Origin of the sequence: Paenibacillus crassostreae, assembly GCF_001857945.1 — a bacterium.
GTDB classification, from domain to species: Bacteria; Bacillota; Bacilli; order Paenibacillales; family Paenibacillaceae; genus Paenibacillus_AQ; species Paenibacillus_AQ crassostreae.
Map to the genome: position 1 here is coordinate 2,245,954 of NZ_CP017770.1, position 17,258 is coordinate 2,263,211.

Genomic DNA, 17,258 nt, shown 5'->3' on the forward strand with positions numbered 1-17,258 from the left:
GTGCTCCTCTTTGATGTGACTCTAATCAAACATTCAACTCGCATTCAGGTGATCAATGTATCATATCCATGAATACTCCCGCCACTTACCCACGCTGTCGCTTCGGCTGAAGTGGGGGTTTCTGATGTATCATCCAACTTATTTCAGGATGCTTAACACCAGGGGAGTTGACACGTTGATGGTCTGGTTACCATACAACCCCTCTATCCCATTCGCTCCTTTAGCGGATACGTTTGGGAATACTTTTCGCATAATATTAGCTGCACCGTTTACATCGGCATGAATTAAAACCTTCACGTTCTTATACAGACCCCGATATACTCGCTTGCCTGAGAAGATCCATGTCCCCTCTTCGCCATAACTCGGTAACGGGTCTAGATCTAGGAAGCTAGCTTTCGATGTATACGCCTCTTCCGTCAGTATAACAACTATTCCTTGTTCTGTTGCCTTATATTCGATCATTTCGATGAGCATCTGATGTGGAATATGACTGAAGGACTGATTGTTTCGCCGTCCAATCCCGGGCGATTGCTTCCATCCATCGTTATGCCCAATGACGATCGTACCGATGTTGTGTTCCACTGCCAACGTGACGATATGATGACTTACCTTGTGGAACAAGTCTTTGATCCTACGGTGGCGCTTCAGATGAAGCCGTTCTAATCGTCTGGACGTGTACGCTCCTTCGCGTGGTCCCTTGCCCTGACGAAGAATACTGGTATAGTGCGCCTTCATCTTGTTGTAATACTGATTGATCGCTTTAACGATCTTGCCCTTCACAATGATCGGTTTTGCTCCGGTGGTCGTGACGATGGTTGCAAGATTGTTGACGCCAAGATCAATTGCCAACACCTGTTCTTGTACCGCTTCCTTCTTCTCGATCGGATAAGCGAAGATCATTTCAACCACATATTGCCCATGGCTTGGGACGACACGTACTTGCATCAATTGTCCGTCAGTACAGCCCAGTTTACCAATGTTCAACTGCAACTTGGTCTTTGGAAACTTGAGACATTTTCGTTCTTTGATCACACAATCTTGATTGGAGAAAATGACTTCCTTCACCCTGTTTCGAGCGTACCCCGGAATATTGGGCTTGCCTTTGTATTTCTCAGGATGCTGGCGATAGTCTTTATTACTGGCAAAGAAGGCATTCCAATTGTGGAACACCACCTTCATGATTGCCTGACTACACTGCGTTGGGAGCGCCCGATAATCGTTTTGATTCATCACTTTGAACAAAGCGTCCAAGAAGTTGTAATGAACAAAGGGGCTCTCTTTCGAGGGTAGCTTGAACGGTTGGGAATGGTTCTTATCTCTTCGTCGTTCGTTCATGACGTCAATATGGGATGCCAGCGTGTCCAGAACTTCCTGTTGCATCGGCTGAAGAGGCTCATTCTTCCCAAAAGCGGTAACAATCTGTCGGATGTAAAAGTTGGTCGTGTTATACAGGTTCTTGGCATCCTGACATGCTTGATCGAGGTACGCAAACAAGCGATGACCTGGCTTAATCCACACTTGATGGGTTCTGTACATTGACTTTGAATCTGACAAAGCTTCACCCCCCTTACAATCATAAAATGAGAATGTACGTTCTATTATTATACCCCTTAAGAAGTAGGAAGGGAAGAACATCTTGTGGGATTATTCAGGAGGTCACCGATTCACCTCGCCACTTATAGAAGTGGGAGTCCTCTCGGCGAAAATGATAGAGAACACCTCTACCATCGCTGCTAATAATGATGCTATTTTCGCCATTAATGGTGATTATTATAGCTTCAGAGATGATGGTGTAATTATTCGTAACGGAACCTTATTCCGCGATAACCCTGTGAGAACAGCCTTAGCCTTATTCAATGACGGTACGATCAAATCCTCCGAGGAAGAGAATGTTTCTTCCTCATCTTTATTAGAAGCCGGAGTAACGCGCTCAAGACAGGGTTTCAATATTTAAAAGATAAAGGTGAGCAAGGAAGCATAGTATGTGCGGATAGTGACGGTCAACATTTACCCGAGGATATTATGAGAATCTCCCGAACGCTCGATGGACATGGTCAACAACTTGTACTAGGAAGCCGTCATTTCACTGGTAATGTTCCCTTTCGTAGTCGCCTCGGTAACAGTATTACACGAATGGTATATTCTTTCACCACCGGAATCAAGGTATATGACACACAGACTGGGCTTCGGGGTTATTCTGCAGACTTACTGAACTGGCTGTGTCAGATTCCAGGAGAACGCTTCGAATATGAAATGAACATGCTTTTAAGAGCTCAAAATGAAGGATATATTATCCATGAAATTTTCATTGATACAGTCTATTTAGAACATAATAAGTCATCCCATTTCCGTCCGTTAGCTGATTCATTCAAAATTTATCTCCCGCTTCTTTTATTCAGTGGTTCTTCGATTATATCGGGGGTCAATGGTCTCTTACATGTCTATCATGAAGAAATCGGTATCCCACTTTTTATTGCAAAACTTCTGACGGAGGGGTCCATCTTCCTCTTCAGTTATTGGGCGCAACGTAAATATGTATATAAAGCATAGAATGATATCAAGCAGAAACAGCTATGCCGAAATATAATGAATAGAGAATCAAGAATCAATTTCATATATTTAAAAAGAGGAGCCCTCCTGTCACCGACCGGGTTGCTCCTCTTTTGTACGTTCAATTATGTATGATCTAAGATACTCAAATCACACTTCTAACTAGTAATCTCAGCCGTATTCGCTGTTGACTCCCGATATTGCTCGATAAATGCCTGCATTGTTTCCGAAGTAATGAAATATGTCATGCCATCATAGACAAAAGTAACCATTCCCACCACATTCAAGTCCTCATCAAGTACAGGTCCACCTGAATTACCATGGGCAATTTCTTTCTGAATGCTACCAACATAGTCTTTACCTACTATGCTAGTCTGACTGTCGTACACTCGCTTCTTAGCGATTGTATTCCATAACGTATGATTCCCCTCATGCATCCGATCAAGAAGAAGTAATTGACCTGCAGGATTGGCAGGATAACCAATCGTAATCACGGATTGATTATCTTGTGCTTCGGCAAATGTAACGGGCTTATATTCTACCTTCTGATGTAGCTTCAGAATCGCGATATCACGTTTTTGATCTGTGTAAACAACATCTGCTTCGATCCACTTCGACAGCTTATCAGGACTCGCAATCCGCAGTTTCCCTTGATCGCTTTCTTTCATTTCCTCGAATTCCTGTATCACATGGTAGTTGGTAATCACTTCATCCTCTGAAAATAAGATCGAGGTACCCACATTATAATGAACCATGCCTGGATTATCGGCTTTAATTATCTTCACATTGACTACAAATATTGAGTCTGATTTCTGAGCAAGTTCTTCTTTAACTTCTTGTTGAAAATTGCTTGCGAAATATATAGAATCTAACGACTGTGCATTCACCGTTGTCCCAATAGTGGACGTTAACAGTACTGCCGCTATTCCTACTAACCATTTCTTGAATCTAAGTCTGGCTACCTTCTGTGTCCTCATGCAGTGCCTCTCCTTTGTCATTCGATTCAAGATCTACTTAAGAGAATCTTTCATCATAGCTATAATTAAAAATACCATCGTAATCATAGCTAAGCAAGAGGGCACAGATTTTCTAGTCACAAAAGTCTAGCGAATTCAATACCTCACTTCATATTCACAATATTCATCACCGTGGACATTACATTTCACTTCACGAACAGAGACGCGTTTACCCCGCAATTTAGTAAGAGCACCTTCCATGATCGCTCCTTCCAAATCACAGACCATCTTGCCTTCCATTACTGGCAACCCTTCACAGAAGCAATCATATACGGCAACCGTCATTCCCTTCTCATCTTCTTTAACAATTTTAGGGATACCAATCTTCATATTCTCAAATAGTTCAAACAATTCCTCTACTGAATTTACACCTAACTCTTCACCAATTCTTCTTCCGATCGTTAGTGTTGTGCCTTTGCCATTCGAAGGTAACGCTTGATATAGCCCAATAAGTCTGATCGTTCTAAATAGCTCAAGCGGTACCATATCTCCCAAGTTGTCTCTCTTTATTTTTTTCATGTCCTCAAATGTAAAATGATCCATCGTATTTACCCCCAGTTGTATTATAAAAGATATGTTCGTTCCTATCTCATACGTTAATTATATCCTCATCCAATTGCCTTATTGTGATTTTCATCACATACAAAGTGAACACTTCCATATTACTGTTCTAACTCTTGACCTAGATCAATTTAACAACGCAAAGATCGATCTATACTGAGAACAGCAAGAAGATCACATATGAGGATGAATTAATTCTCGTAGCATTGGAACAAGCTCTCTTATGCCTTCGGATTAAACCATGCTACAATGAATAATATGTATTATTAGTTATCTTTAATGCGATACGTTTATCACACTACACAGGTGTAAAGTCTAAATATTCTAAACAACAATTCGCAAAGAATAGAGGGATTCATCATGGAGTGCAACCATCATCCAGTAAATGAGCATCAATGTTCGATTCATTCTCCAACACTATGTATAGATAATGTTCCCATTCTAGATGTGTTATCTCTCTCTGAGAAACAAGAAGTTATGAATGCCTCTATAGGTAAAAAATATAAAAAGGGAGAAATTATCTTCTCCCTCGGGCACCCATCAGCAAATCTCTGGATTGTTCATAAGGGTAGTGTGAAAATTTCTCGTTTCTCTTCGTCTGGTAAAGAACAAATTATTCGTATTCTAGAGCAAGGTGACTTCACAGGAGAGTTATCTCTATTCAGTCACACGATTCTAAATAGTACTGCTGAGGCATTAGAACCTACCGAGATCTGTCTCATTCAAGGAAAGATAATCAATGACCTAATGATGAAATCGCCACAAATTGCGATCAAATTCTTAGAGAAATATACAGAACGTATAGAAATGGCCGAAGATATGCTTGAACAACTTACATTGTATGATGTCGAGCAGAGAATAATTAAGATATTATTGAAGATGTTGCATGATCAGAAGGATCATCATACAGAAGACAACACTTTGATTCTTCCCATAAGTAAAAAAGATCTGGCGATCATGATTGGTACATCTCAGGAAACACTGAGTCGCAAGCTGTCCTTCTTCCAAGAACAAGGCTGGATTGAAATGATCGGTCAACGGCAGATTACTATTCTTGATCAGGCAAGCCTCCAACAATTCATCTAGTACAAGATGATATTCGTATCTGTATTGAGTTGAAATATAAGAAATAGAGCATCAAGAATCAATTTCATAATTACGCAACCCGATTTAGCTGCATCGGCGATTATGAAATTGATTCAAGTGAAACTTATACGTTCTTAGTAGAGTAGCAAATTGGGTTTTCATTAAAGAGCGTAAGCATGGGTATCTCTTTATCCTTGCTGGTAATAGGTGATACGTGCCTGCGATTAGTTGCTTTCGGATTTCAATACTTCACTTCATACTGAGCCGATTCAATCCAAGTTCCTGTCTTAAAGTTTCTCCCTCGAACAAGTACCTTCTCGTGATATATTTCCACATAGAACCCTTGGCTACCTGCCTTATGCTCATCATCATTGGTCCATAGATAAGCAACCGAAGCAGAATTGAACATCGTTGCAGTCTTTCCATGTCCGGAAAACATGGTGTTATCTACTTCCAATTCCCAATGCGTATGTCCTGTAAATAGTAGGGCCTGAGGATATTTCGCTAGAATATTTTTTAATTCCTGATCCTGTGTTACTCCGTACCATTCTTGAGACTCTAGTGATCCAGCCACAGTATCTTTGAGCGGTTGATGCAAGAAGAGAAATATAGGCTTATCTAATGATGATTGCTCTTCGAGTTTACGTTCAAGCCACTGGAGTTGCTCGTTCGACAAGTCGCAGAACGTACGTAGACCTACTTCTGTTCCTAAAAATATATAATGATATCCATCAATCCAATGATCATGATATGGAGAGTTCATTCCGGTCTGAGATTCATATAAAGCTATCCGAGATTCCCAATCTCCGAGTCCAACATCATGATTCCCTAAGGTGAAGGTGATGGCTGGAAGCTGGTCCTTGTAAATGTTCACGATACGAAGCATTTCTGTGTATTCCTCTACAAAACCATGATCCGTAACATCACCAATATGCATAATACCACTACTACCTTCACAGTTAGCTACAAGATCTTGAAGTGCCTTCTCGAAATTAAGGTTGTATTCATGCTTGGGATCAGACGTAATATGTGTATCCGTAATGATCTGGAAGGTAGCTAACGGTTGTCCTTTTGCTGGTTCATTCGTACTCATTTGTAAGCTGCCTCCTTTTGGTATCTTAAGTGATTAATGAGTCTTCACACTAATATTTAATCCCACAATACCGACGATAATAACCGTCACCCATAATACTGAAGCTAGAGATATTTTTTCATCAAAAAATATCATGCCCGCTAAGAAAATTAGGATAATCCCAGCCCCCGACCAGATGGCATAGGCAACACCAACCTTAATAGAAGTTAGTGCGTAATTAAGAGAGGTGAAGCTGATTCCGTAAAATATAAACATAAACACGGAAGCCCATGGGCGGGTGAAGCCATGAGATATTTTCATAGATATGGTACCTGAGAGTTCAAATAGAATGGCCAGAGCTAGAAAAATCCATGCCCACAATCCTTCAATCTTCACTGATGTATCCCCTCAATTCCTAGCTCCACAAAAGAATGAATGATGAAATCAGCATCGGGCAGGATATTCAGTGCTGTATTAACATCTGACGTAGCTGAAATTCCGATTGCCACGGTGGCGTGAGCCATCTTAGCCATTCGCATATCACCGTTCGTATCACCTATAACTGCTACAGTAGATGGATCAACAGCTAGTCTCTGGCAAGCAAGCTTCACCATATCTGGAAATGGCTTACCCTGCGTAACTTGATCTGTTCCAATCACTTCAGAGAAATATTGTCGTATTCCCAACCAACCCAAGTGCTTCTCAGCAGCGCCAGTCTCATCAGCAGTGACTACAGCCAGGGGGACGCCATGACTTTTACATTCGTCAAGAAAAGAAAGGAGGCCGGGAAGTGGAAGCACGGGTTGTCGTTCTTCCATCATAGCCTCCGCATTTTGCCTACAACGATGAACAAGCTCCATCGACTCAGCCCAGGATAAGCCCAACCGATAACTTTGCCATGAAAGAATGGCATAAAGATCTTCCATCGTACCCATGGCCAGCGGACCGTTCCGATCATAATCTGTAATATTTCCCTGACGATTATGAACAGTACCTAACCATGTGGGGAAGTGTTCCACTGGAATCGTGATTCCCCTCTGTTCTAAGTTCTCAGTGAATTGGTTCAGGAGGCAATCTCCCCAGCTTCCCCAGAGGGACACAAATTGAAGTAATGTTCCGTCTTTGTCGAACAGGATCGCAGATACGGAGTGACTCCCTTGAGGAGTCGTGAGCTTGTACATCGTGTTGTCCACCTTTATTTCAATTTATCCAACGCTGCCTGTGCAGTATCCTTAGCTTCTTTTAGTGCCTCTGCCGCAGGAGTGTTCCCAATTTGTACTTTGTCAGCTGCGATTTTCAGAGCATCTGTGATCTTGCCACCTGTAGGATCTTGGAATGGTTCAGATCCATGAGACGCCTGTTTAAGCGGAATTGTGATCTGCGGGTTACTCTCACTATATGCAACGAACGCCGGATCTTCGGATGCTGACTGACGAACAGAAATATAACCCGTGTTAATAGACCAGAAGGCAGTATTCTCTGAATTTGTGAAGTAAGTTAGCCATTTCATCGCTGCTTGTTTCTCAATGTCGCTTGCCTTGGCTGGAATACCTGCCAGAATCGCTTCAGCTACTGGTTTTCCTCCACCTACACCTGCCCAACCTGGTTGTTCCATGGCGGATACAATACTAAAGTCTAAATCTCCCTGATCTCCACTAGATCCTGTGTAACCTGCAGCTTGTCCTTTCATCACATCATCAATCGTCTTGTACCAATATTCCCAGCCTTGTCCACCAGAGTGAATACGCATAGTCTTATCTTCGTGGATCCATTTACGGAACTGATCCCAAGTCTCAACCCACTCTGTAGAGTCGATCATCACTTCGGTTCCATCCGCACTTAGAATACTTCCACCCTTACTTAGAGTTGCATCAATCATATTCCCTGCACCCCACATCGGTTCCCAACCGAATACGGTGGTGTTGTTGCCTTCTTTGACTGTCATCTTAGCGGCAGCAGCGGCCAAATCTTCCCATGTCTTTATATTTTCGGCCAAAATACCATTCTTCTCGAACATATCTTTGCGGTAGTACATGACTTGTGTTGTTCCATACATTGGAAGGAAATATTGTTTGCCATCGACTTTCCCTTGATTTAGAAAAGTCTGAATAAAGTCCTCTTGGTTAAAATCAGGTTGCAGAGCGATAAGCTCATCAATTGGAGAGAAATATCCTTTACGTGCCCAATCTACATTAGATGAGAGTACTGCAGCGGGAACGTCGCTTGATGCAATTGCCGCCTGTAGCTTTTGCTGAGTTTCGGTATAATCAGCTTGAACGATTCCTTTGACAATGACTTCCTCTTGGGAATCGTTGAATTTTTGAATAAGTGCCTCCATATTCTCGCCAAGCTTGCCACCGAGTCCATACCAGAATTCAATCGTTACGGGTTCGCTCGCTGTTGCAACCGTCTCTGTAGCGGGAATTTCTGTTGTTCCGTTTGCTCCGTTTGTCGCTGTGACATTCGCGGTGCCTGTATTACCTCCACAAGCGGTTAGTAGTGTCATTCCAGCAATCAAAGTTAAACCCGTTATCTTCTTAAATACGTTCATCATCATTCTCCTTTTTATCCATAAATGAGTGTCTATGTACAATAATCAATTCATATCTTTAGCCTTTAGTTGAACCGGCGGTCATATTGACACTTTGTAAAATGGTTTTCTGTGCCAGTACAAATACGATCATTAGTGGGGCAATGGTAAATGCACTAGCGGCCATGATCAGTGGCCATTTCAATCCGTAAGCACCTCCTTCAACGAAGAAACTACGAAGACCAGCTGATACGAGTTGGAGACTTGGATCTTTAGTGATCAGCATCGGCCAAAAATAATTATTGTATTGTTCAATGAAAGTGATGAGAGCCAACACAGCGAATGAAGAACGTGTGATTGGAGCTAGAATGGTCCACAATATACGCAAATGCGAAGCACCATCTGCCTCTCCAGCCTCGATCAATTCATGTGGAACCTGTAGGAACGCTTGCCTGATTAAAAAGATAGAAAATACACTTACACAGTTCGATAAAATTAAACCTGCATATGAGTTCAGTAAGTTTAATTCGGACAGGACGAGATAACCGGGTAAATAGATGGCCGTAGCCGGAACCATATAACCGAACAAGATAACCCCCGCGAATAATCCTTTTAGGCGGAATTTCATATGTGTGAGAGCATAGGCCATGAAACCAGAATTAATGATCTGTATAAAGACAATGGCTGTTGCAACGAATATACTGTTACCCATGTATCTAAAAAAAGGTGCTTCATTCCAAGCTTCTGCAAAATTACTCCAGAGAGGATTTCCCGGCCAGAGCGTAGGCGGTGATTGCCAGATTTCATCATTTGTTTTCAATGCACTGGTTACCATCCAATAGAAAGGGAAGGCCATCAACAGAGCTAGTGCGGCAAACATGATATAAAGAGTTGTGTTGCCCAATCGTGTCATCATATTCGTTCAAAGGACCCCTTTACGGTGAATTTTACTAATAGTGAGTGGTCTGTTTGCTGATTCTAAGTGACAATAGAGAAAGTAGCATGCAGATGAATACAAGAACCATAGCAATGGTAGAAGCTTCTCCGATCTGATATGACTCGAAGGCAGATTGATAATACATATACAACAAGGTGCGGGTTGAACCAGCAGGTCCACCCTGCGTAAGCACATTAATCTGGTCATAGGCTTGAAGCGCCTGTACAATCTGAACAATGAACAGAAATAGTGTCGTTGGAGAGATGAGCGGCCATGTGATACGTAAAAATTTCTGAACAGGATTGGCCCCATCTAGTTCAGCTGCCTCCAGCTGATCTGAAGGTACATTACGCAGTGCCACTAAGTAAAAAATCATAGCCCAACCTACAGATTTCCATATCGTTACGATCAGGACACCGACAAGTGCCCATTGGGGATCTTGAAGCCATCCAATCTTATCCAATCCTAGAAAGGAGAGAACTGCATTGGCTAGACCAACATCGGGTTCAAAAATAAAGGACCAGACGATGGAGACGGCCACAGTCGGTGTGACCCATGGAGAGAACAATAAGATTTGATAGAAGGTGGATCCTTTCATTTTGCCATTCATCAGAAGGGCTAAACCAAGCCCAATAACGATAATGGGTAGCACACTTCCTAAACAGAACAGGATGGTTACTTTAAGAGCTTGGTAAAAAGCGGGATTAGTTAAGAGATTAATATAGTTTTCTAGTCCAACAAAAATTTTCTCAGGGCTCATAAAGTCCCATTCTGTGAAACTTAGATAAAATACATACAGCAATGGCGCTAGCCAGAATACAACAAATGGTATCATCGCTGGTAGTGTGAAGAGTATCGGCTTCCAATCACTTATAAATTTTGAACGTGTCATTTCTTCTAAATACCCCATTCCATCTACTATGTATTGCTCAATCATTTAGAGGAAACTCCTCTGTTCAAAATAAATTGTACACTCATATAAAAGAAGTGTGGTTATGCGGGTGTAAATTGATACAGCGAATTATGTAAAATTTAAGAAGATAGTGAAGAGAAGCATCTGTTTTGTGTAATATAGAACAATAGACATTCCTTGAAATGGAGGCTTATGTATTGAAACAGCTAGCTTTTGATGAAGAGAACTCAAATTTATCTCCTCGTGAACAGTATTTACGTCCAATGATCGATGCCATCGCTCAAACTATGGACTTGTACGGATCTAATTATTCGTTCGGCAAACTCTATGGAATTATGCTATTTGAGGACAAGCCTATGACGCTTGAGGAAATGAAGAATGTCATGAACATGAGTAAGAGCAATATGAGTTATGGAGTCCGCTCATTGATTGCTTCCAAGATGGTTACTAAGCTTGAAGAAAAGCAGGATCGGAAGGATTTATATACCGCTGAGGCTGACTTCTTTCAGGCCTTCAAGAATTTCTTCACCATGAAGCTCCAGCGGGAGATCGATGTCATGAAAGAGGCATTGGAAGAAGTGATCCCCAAGCTAGAAAATCTAGTTCAGACTAAGGAGCCCTCAGATGAGGAGCGACAGTACTGCCTAAAAGATCTTGAAAAACTGAAGCATGCGGTTCAGTACTATAGTTGGTTACAGCAATTTGTGGATGGGCTCCATGAAGGGGAATACTTTGGTGAATTAGTTAATGAGTTTAAGACCTCCCGTGCATAGTAGTGCGCGATAATTAAATATTCCACTCTTAAAAAAAGCACCGCACCGTTGGTGCGGTGCTTTTTTTATAAAAATTCGTAATAATAATAGATTTTATTCCACTTTTGACCTAGCTGCATTAAGTAAATAGAAACTACTCTTAGCAATAAAGAAGGGGTATCTGAAGTTCAAGGACGAAATCCGTATCTGTGGAATAATATTAGTTTCATTTTACAAATATATAAGTTATAACTAGATCATGAGGTGAACCCACATGGAAAATGCACGTGAATTATTCCAAATCATGACCCGGCGTTTTGGTCTATTGAATAAAAACTGTTGTAGTGTAGGTGGTTGTGACATATCTTTAGCACAAAGTCATTTACTATATGAAATTGATCATCAACATAATCCCTCTATGCTACAAGTTGCAGAGACGTTGGGAATCGATATTACAACCTTCAGTAGGCAAGTCCAATCCTTAATCAAAATGAACCTCGTCAAGAAAACACCTGATCCTAATGACAGAAGGGTCTATACTCTTTCATTGACTGTGGAAGGGAAAATGGTTGCCACTACGATCGACCATCAGATGAATGATTATCTAGAAGAAGTTTTCTCCTATATGACAGCGTTTGAGAAGGAAACGGTATTACGTTCTGTGAAGATATTTAATGATGCAATGGGGAAATCAAGTAGATGTTGTGCACCTGTTACAGGGTGATTTCCCTTTTTATATACTTGCATTTTGCAAATATTAAACCCCACATTGGGGTACAGCCAACATTTCGTAAATTTTGTACGTTAAGCAAAATTCGACATAAAAAAAGCCAAATACCTATACGCTAAGGGATTTGGCTTATGTTATGGATTAGTTTTATTTAAGGGTCTTAATGAATTAGCTGGTAATCTATTTGAATCAAATTTATATTCTCCAAGGAAATTAATATGTTCCCATCCTAAAGGTGAAATGTGTGGAAGTAATTATTCTTTTAGGACATTATTTTTCCTAAATTCCTTTGTTACTTCACTTAAATACACAGTATTCCATACGCTTATTGCATTGATTAATATATTTAATGCACTAGCTCTTTGAAGTTGATCTTGTATGCCGCGTTCTCTGAATTCACCACGTTTACCAAAAAATAAAGCTCTAGCCAATCCATTCATGGCTTCTCCTTTATTTAGTCCACGATGTATCCTTCTTCTTAATGTTTCATTTGTTATATAGTCAAGAATAAAAATAGTCTTTTCAATTCTTCCAACCTCTCGAAGGGCTGTAGCTATTTTATTTTGTCTTGCATAAGAACCTAATTTCCCCATAATTAATGAACCAGAAACTTTTCCTTCTCGAATTGAATGTGCCAGCCTTAATATATCATCAAAATTCTCTTTAATAACGTTTGTGTTAATCTTACCTCGAAGTATGCCTTTTATGTTTGGAAAATCATTAGGAGAAGAAATGGTATATAATTTAGCGTCACTTATATCTCTTAGCCTTGGCGCAAAACGAAATCCTAACAAATGACTCAAATCCGAAAACTTGATCCGTGTATCCGGCTGTATCAGTGTAATGCTCTTCAATTGTAAGGTCAGATTCATGATGTAATAATCCATCTATCACATGTACGGCATCCCTTGCATTTGTATTAATAACTTTTGCATAAAAGGAAGAAAACTGATCACTTGTAAAAGGGGTAGCGTCAGGAAAATGCGGATTTACAACGTTAAGGATTTTAAAAGATAAAAATAGCTTAATTCCTCAGTATTTTAGTGAGAAATTAAGCTTTTGATTTTCAACAAATGCGCCCGTTTGACCAATAGAAAATTTGATTGTTTCTTACCTTGGTTTTGTAGCGTCTGTTTTTTTTCGTATTGAGAGCCATTTTCCATAAGTTCCGCATCGCCAAAGCCATTCTAACGGACCGTATTTAAAATATCTAAGCCAATATGAAGAGGTAATGATTTGCGCTATCACTACCAGTAAACACGTAATTGTTGCAGTCATGTATGGAACTACTGTTTCATCAACTGGAATAAACATCGCTATGATAACCAAGATAACGGATTGACCAATGTAATTTGTAAACGCCATTCGTCCGAATGCATTTAATGGTGATAACAATTTCCTTACTAAAGGTTCAAGCAGGACAAGAACACTGACGTAAAAAACAGAGAAAAACGGGGCAAATGCTAAGGACAAGTCTGCGAAGTCATAAAAAGCACGATTAGATACCATTTGTGATTCGGTTAGTTCAATACCCTCCATATAAGTTACTAATCCATCGTCAGGTGCTTTTTGCCAGAGAAAAGCGACTGTAATACTAGTTGCAACAAATGAAAGAACAGCAACCAGCATCCATTTTTTTCGGTTTTTCACGTAAGATTCAAATACACGATATTGTCCAAACGCTAGACCCAGCATCATTAAAGGAAAAGTTAGAAACATTTTCGCTCCGAAGATACTCCCTATTATAACCCCTGCTATTCCCACTATAAGATTAACCTGTTTTGGAACCTTGTTAAGGAAAAGAATAGGTATTCCTAGAATTGCATAAATCAACAGTGCTTCACCAGGGTTTATTAACTGATGTAATATTCCCACTGCAAATAAAATCAACATACGCCGAACAAAAAGGGCAGATGGACGGTCATTTTTTTCTTTAGACCGTGATAAGAAAATCCAAAGTCCTAATCCAAACAGAAAAGAGAATATGGCATAAAAACGTCCTTCAACAAAAATATATAATATACGTTGAATCCAAATATCTCCTTGCGTTCCTGATAAATTAACGTTTGATCCCCAAAGAGCGAGCACATTTACGAAAGGAAGCCCAATCAGGGCAAACCCTCTAATTAAATCAATGACATTAATTCGCTTTTTATTTATTGTTGGTTCCATTATATTTTACCTCTTTCTTGTACCAATGAAATGAATGTTGCTAATCCTAAATAATTGTCATCCAAAACTATATTGTTAAGTAAACTAATAAACATCATCAATATAAGTGACTATATAAGCCATAAATAGCTCTATATGCTTTTGGGAGGCCTTGCATATCTGTGCTTTTTCCCATAAACATATTGTGTGTACTGTGAATACTTTATCAAAGGATGCATCTCAAATATCTTTAATCCGACCATAAATTAAATATAAATCATTTACATTTGAAAACCATGTTCCTTAAAGTTCAATCATGATCGTCCATAAGTTTGTTTATATAGCTTCTCTGAATGATGAAAAAGCTTATAATAAATAGTATTATAAATACCGCTACACCGAATGTCGTCATCTGAAAAAATGTCATTGAAATAAAATTACGCATACTAAACATCGCTGTAAATAAAATGATAGATGCGAATGTAAATGGGATAAAAATTAAAATGGCTAGCTCTTTCCTAACAACAGAAGCTAATTCTTTAATAGAAAGACCGATTTTGCGAATACCTGCATATTTTTCCTTCTCCCCTTCAAGTGTTGTTTGCAAGTAAAAATAAAGTATACTCATCGCAGCACTCAAAAATATCAGACTTAGCATAAATCCAATAAAGAAGATGATACTCTTCACTGACTTCTCTGCCTCATATAAATCAATTTTTGAAGCAATTAAATGAACATTATAGTCTAAAGGAACCTTTGAAGAAATCGTCTCAATAACATCCGTTTTTTCTTCCCAATTTTCAAGTTCATAAGCAAATACTTTATACACTGGAAAATCGATTGTTTCATAAATTACATCAGGGACAACATAATACACATTCTGTATACCTGTTGATAAAATGTTTCGCTCCTCAAGCCCTTTATAGGAGAGCTTACCAAACGGATAATCATTTATTAATTCGGTATTCGGAACCGTGCCTTCATTGCCAGCTGCAACATAATACTCATTATCTTCGAGGGTAATATCCTTATGCATACCGAGAGCATTATAATCTGAAACGGACATGAACCCGATCCGATTATCCCCATCCGTCTTAAATTCTGAATAATACGCATCATACTTCCCTGATTCAGTAAAGACCTTTTCTATCGATGTTATATCTTTTTGCTCATCTTCAATGGTGTTTTCAGGAAGTGAAATGTATTGATAACTATAAGGATATAACTTTTGCGTGTTTTCTTTCACATTGTAATAAGAACTATAAAGTACACTTGTAAATACAAACACACCAAGTAGCAATAATGTTAATAAATAAATGATGTGTGCATGCGATTTTCCTTTCGCTTTTAAATTAGATATAAAAAGCATATTTGTTTTTTCAAAATACGATGGTCTTTTTTCTAGAAATAGAATAGCCATAAGTGCCCCTTGCGTCACAATAAAGTAAATAGTAATTAACAAACTGATAAACAGTGCTACATAATAAAGCATGCCAAGCGATTCAACCAATTCCATGTTCCATTTCAATAGAGAGAGTAGGAATCCACTTACAATCAATGATAATACTAACTTCCATGGCGCTCGTACGATTAACTTTTCCTGTGTGACATCTGCCTTTAACAGGTCGACAGCTTCTTCTTTATTAATAAAACGTGTCATAAATTTAGATACGGCAAAAAATAATATGGCAAAAAGAATAACACTTAATAAGATCGCTTGTACTGGGAAATACATACCAAAACTATCTGCCTGTAATACTTTCTTAGCAACCATTAAAAATAAGGGGGCAACGATCAGACCAAATGCAATTGCTGTTATAATCGCCGCACCAGCAATTAACATATTTTCCCTAAAAATCATTTTACGTACTTGCTTCATAGATGCCCCTGTAATCATAAAGATACCTAGGCTTTTTGTCTTCTTCTTTAGAAAAGCATATAAAGAATAGATGATAAAAAAGAACGAAAAAATGTACACAATAAAACTGGCAAGCATCATCGCAATGCTTAGTGTACTATCTGTATCCATTTCACCTAACAATGGATGAAATGTGATAATGGAAAATAAGAAAAAAACTATAATAGAAAAAACGCTACTTAAAAAATAGGAAATATATGTCCATTTATCACGTAAAATATTCTGTATTACGATGTGATTAAAACTCATGCTTCCCACCACCTAGAAACGTAAGTGTGTCCATTATTTCTTGATAAAATTGCTTCTTATTCTCACCACGGTGTATCTCATTATAAAGAACACCGTCCTGAATAAAGATAACTCTCTTTGCAAAGCTAGCAACATAGGCATCATGGGTCACCATTAAAATAGCTGTATTAAAATTCTTGTTAACTGATTCAAACAATGACATCACGCTGTTTACTGATTTAGAATCCAAGTTTCCAGTAGGCTCATCGGCTAACAATAAACTTGGTTCATGAATAACAGCTCTAGCAATGGCCACACGTTGCTTCTGTCCACCTGATATTTCAAATGTACGTTTCTTTACTATTTCTTCAATCCCTAAAAACGCTACAACTTTCGTTAAACGCTGCCTCATTTCTTCTGCATTTACGGTATCAAGCGTCAATGGTAATAAAATATTCTCTTCTACTGTTAAGGTATGAACGAGGTTAAAGTCTTGAAAAACAAAACCTAATTCTGTTCGACGAAATTTAGCTAGTTCCTCATCATTTAATTCATATGGGTTTTGTGAATTGATGGTAATGGACCCATTTGTAGGTCGATCGATTGTAGAAATGCAGTTAAGAAATGTTGTTTTCCCACTGCCAGATGGGCCCATCACCGCAACAAATTCATTCTTACCTAAATGAAAATCAATCCCTTTTAATGCTTTATATGTGATTTCCCCCGTATATTCCTTTTGAAGTTGATCGACATTTAAAAGTATATCTGACATCAGCTCTCCACTCCTTTATATTCTTTTATTACTTTTTAGTAT

At 39.1% G+C, this 17,258-nt stretch carries 17 protein-coding genes and 1 pseudogene; 5 read left to right on the forward strand and 13 right to left on the reverse strand.

What is annotated here, in order from left to right:
• Positions 1–138: 138 nt before the first annotated feature.
• Positions 139–1,536 carry an RNA-guided endonuclease InsQ/TnpB family protein gene (locus LPB68_RS10515; RefSeq protein ID WP_068657157.1) on the reverse strand — a complete coding sequence of 466 codons (1,398 nt, stop codon included), beginning with the start codon at positions 1,534–1,536 and terminating at the stop codon, positions 139–141.
• Positions 1,537–1,705: 169 nt separating this feature from the next.
• Between LPB68_RS10515 and LPB68_RS10520 the strand changes: the two genes are divergently transcribed.
• Entirely contained in the window at positions 1,706–1,954 is a 249-nt protein-coding gene (locus tag LPB68_RS10520; RefSeq protein WP_204249606.1) for a hypothetical protein, read from the forward strand.
• Between the two features lie 68 nt (positions 1,955–2,022).
• A complete protein-coding gene (locus tag LPB68_RS10525; RefSeq protein ID WP_068657122.1) occupies positions 2,023–2,550 on the forward strand; it encodes a glycosyltransferase family protein in 528 nt (175 codons plus the stop codon).
• A gap of 158 nt (positions 2,551–2,708) precedes the next feature.
• Here the strand turns inward: LPB68_RS10525 and LPB68_RS10530 are convergent, their stop codons facing one another.
• Together LPB68_RS10530 and LPB68_RS10535 are read right to left on the reverse strand one after the other, a co-directional pair.
• Positions 2,709–3,527: a S1 family peptidase gene (locus tag LPB68_RS10530; protein ID WP_068657120.1), complete on the reverse strand. Its 819-nt coding sequence runs from the start codon at positions 3,525–3,527 to the stop codon at positions 2,709–2,711.
• Between the two features lie 135 nt (positions 3,528–3,662).
• On the reverse strand, positions 3,663–4,109 hold the full coding sequence (locus LPB68_RS10535; RefSeq protein WP_068657118.1) for a V4R domain-containing protein: 447 nt from the start codon (positions 4,107–4,109) through the stop codon (positions 3,663–3,665).
• 378 nt (positions 4,110–4,487) lie between these two features.
• Here LPB68_RS10535 and LPB68_RS10540 point away from each other — a divergent pair, with 378 nt between their 5' ends.
• On the forward strand, positions 4,488–5,213 hold the full coding sequence (locus LPB68_RS10540; RefSeq protein ID WP_068657116.1) for a Crp/Fnr family transcriptional regulator: 726 nt from the start codon (positions 4,488–4,490) through the stop codon (positions 5,211–5,213).
• Positions 5,214–5,454: 241 nt separating this feature from the next.
• Here the strand turns inward: LPB68_RS10540 and LPB68_RS10545 are convergent, their stop codons facing one another.
• From LPB68_RS10545 to LPB68_RS10570, 6 genes are read right to left on the reverse strand one after another with little or no spacing between them, the layout of a single operon-like run.
• Positions 5,455–6,306, reverse strand: coding sequence for a metallophosphoesterase family protein (locus LPB68_RS10545; protein WP_068657114.1), 852 nt, complete (start codon positions 6,304–6,306; stop codon positions 5,455–5,457).
• Positions 6,307–6,339: 33 nt separating this feature from the next.
• On the reverse strand, positions 6,340–6,681 hold the full coding sequence (locus LPB68_RS10550) for a DMT family transporter (protein ID WP_082865668.1): 342 nt from the start codon (positions 6,679–6,681) through the stop codon (positions 6,340–6,342).
• Positions 6,678–7,466 (reverse strand): HAD family hydrolase, encoded by a 789-nt coding sequence (locus LPB68_RS10555; RefSeq protein WP_068657112.1) that lies wholly within the window; start codon positions 7,464–7,466, stop codon positions 6,678–6,680. The genes LPB68_RS10550 and LPB68_RS10555 overlap by 4 nt, the downstream gene beginning before the upstream one ends.
• Before the next feature lie 14 nt (positions 7,467–7,480).
• Positions 7,481–8,842, reverse strand: coding sequence for an ABC transporter substrate-binding protein (locus LPB68_RS10560; RefSeq protein ID WP_418303826.1), 1,362 nt, complete (start codon positions 8,840–8,842; stop codon positions 7,481–7,483).
• Positions 8,843–8,894: 52 nt separating this feature from the next.
• Positions 8,895–9,731 (reverse strand): carbohydrate ABC transporter permease, encoded by an 837-nt coding sequence (locus LPB68_RS10565; protein ID WP_068657109.1) that lies wholly within the window; start codon positions 9,729–9,731, stop codon positions 8,895–8,897.
• Between the two features lie 34 nt (positions 9,732–9,765).
• Positions 9,766–10,644 (reverse strand): carbohydrate ABC transporter permease, encoded by an 879-nt coding sequence (locus LPB68_RS10570; RefSeq protein ID WP_068657153.1) that lies wholly within the window; start codon positions 10,642–10,644, stop codon positions 9,766–9,768.
• 218 nt (positions 10,645–10,862) lie between these two features.
• On the opposite strand from LPB68_RS10570, the gene LPB68_RS10575 reads away from it, so the two are divergent.
• Both LPB68_RS10575 and LPB68_RS10580 read left to right on the forward strand, forming a co-directional pair.
• Positions 10,863–11,438, forward strand: a complete 576-nt coding sequence (locus LPB68_RS10575) for a GbsR/MarR family transcriptional regulator (RefSeq protein ID WP_082865666.1) — start codon at positions 10,863–10,865, stop codon at positions 11,436–11,438.
• A gap of 253 nt (positions 11,439–11,691) precedes the next feature.
• Positions 11,692–12,141 (forward strand): MarR family winged helix-turn-helix transcriptional regulator, encoded by a 450-nt coding sequence (locus LPB68_RS10580; RefSeq protein ID WP_068657105.1) that lies wholly within the window; start codon positions 11,692–11,694, stop codon positions 12,139–12,141.
• A 140-nt stretch (positions 12,142–12,281) separates the two neighbouring features.
• Here the strand turns inward: LPB68_RS10580 and LPB68_RS10585 are convergent.
• From LPB68_RS10585 to LPB68_RS10600, 4 genes and pseudogenes are all read right to left on the reverse strand, one after another.
• Positions 12,282–13,113 (reverse strand): annotated as a pseudogene (locus LPB68_RS10585) (transposase); the annotation flags it as partial.
• Between the two features lie 144 nt (positions 13,114–13,257).
• On the reverse strand, positions 13,258–14,319 hold the full coding sequence (locus LPB68_RS10590; RefSeq protein ID WP_068657102.1) for a DUF418 domain-containing protein: 1,062 nt from the start codon (positions 14,317–14,319) through the stop codon (positions 13,258–13,260).
• 289 nt (positions 14,320–14,608) lie between these two features.
• On the reverse strand, positions 14,609–16,465 hold the full coding sequence (locus LPB68_RS10595) for an FtsX-like permease family protein (RefSeq protein ID WP_068657100.1): 1,857 nt from the start codon (positions 16,463–16,465) through the stop codon (positions 14,609–14,611).
• The gene (locus LPB68_RS10600) at positions 16,455–17,216 is read right to left on the reverse strand and encodes an ABC transporter ATP-binding protein (protein ID WP_068657099.1); all 762 of its coding nucleotides are present in this window, start codon (positions 17,214–17,216) and stop codon (positions 16,455–16,457) included. The genes LPB68_RS10595 and LPB68_RS10600 overlap by 11 nt, the downstream gene beginning before the upstream one ends.
• Positions 17,217–17,258 lie beyond the last annotated feature (42 nt).

Coding starts and splice junctions, on each gene's coding strand:
- LPB68_RS10560 (WP_418303826.1), bottom strand. CDS start 8,842: ATGATGATGAACGTATTTAAGAAGATAACGGGTTTAACTTTGATTGCT.
- LPB68_RS10525 (WP_068657122.1), top strand. CDS start 2,023: ATGAGAATCTCCCGAACGCTCGATGGACATGGTCAACAACTTGTACTA.
- LPB68_RS10540 (WP_068657116.1), top strand. CDS start 4,488: ATGGAGTGCAACCATCATCCAGTAAATGAGCATCAATGTTCGATTCAT.
- LPB68_RS10595 (WP_068657100.1), bottom strand. CDS start 16,465: ATGAGTTTTAATCACATCGTAATACAGAATATTTTACGTGATAAATGG.
- LPB68_RS10545 (WP_068657114.1), bottom strand. CDS start 6,306: ATGAGTACGAATGAACCAGCAAAAGGACAACCGTTAGCTACCTTCCAG.
- LPB68_RS10570 (WP_068657153.1), bottom strand. CDS start 10,644: ATGACACGTTCAAAATTTATAAGTGATTGGAAGCCGATACTCTTCACA.
- LPB68_RS10530 (WP_068657120.1), bottom strand. CDS start 3,527: ATGAGGACACAGAAGGTAGCCAGACTTAGATTCAAGAAATGGTTAGTA.
- LPB68_RS10555 (WP_068657112.1), bottom strand. CDS start 7,466: ATGTACAAGCTCACGACTCCTCAAGGGAGTCACTCCGTATCTGCGATC.
- LPB68_RS10580 (WP_068657105.1), top strand. CDS start 11,692: ATGGAAAATGCACGTGAATTATTCCAAATCATGACCCGGCGTTTTGGT.
- LPB68_RS10590 (WP_068657102.1), bottom strand. CDS start 14,319: ATGGAACCAACAATAAATAAAAAGCGAATTAATGTCATTGATTTAATT.
- LPB68_RS10600 (WP_068657099.1), bottom strand. CDS start 17,216: ATGTCAGATATACTTTTAAATGTCGATCAACTTCAAAAGGAATATACG.
- LPB68_RS10565 (WP_068657109.1), bottom strand. CDS start 9,731: ATGATGACACGATTGGGCAACACAACTCTTTATATCATGTTTGCCGCA.
- LPB68_RS10520 (WP_204249606.1), top strand. CDS start 1,706: ATGATAGAGAACACCTCTACCATCGCTGCTAATAATGATGCTATTTTC.
- LPB68_RS10515 (WP_068657157.1), bottom strand. CDS start 1,536: ATGTACAGAACCCATCAAGTGTGGATTAAGCCAGGTCATCGCTTGTTT.
- LPB68_RS10535 (WP_068657118.1), bottom strand. CDS start 4,109: ATGGATCATTTTACATTTGAGGACATGAAAAAAATAAAGAGAGACAAC.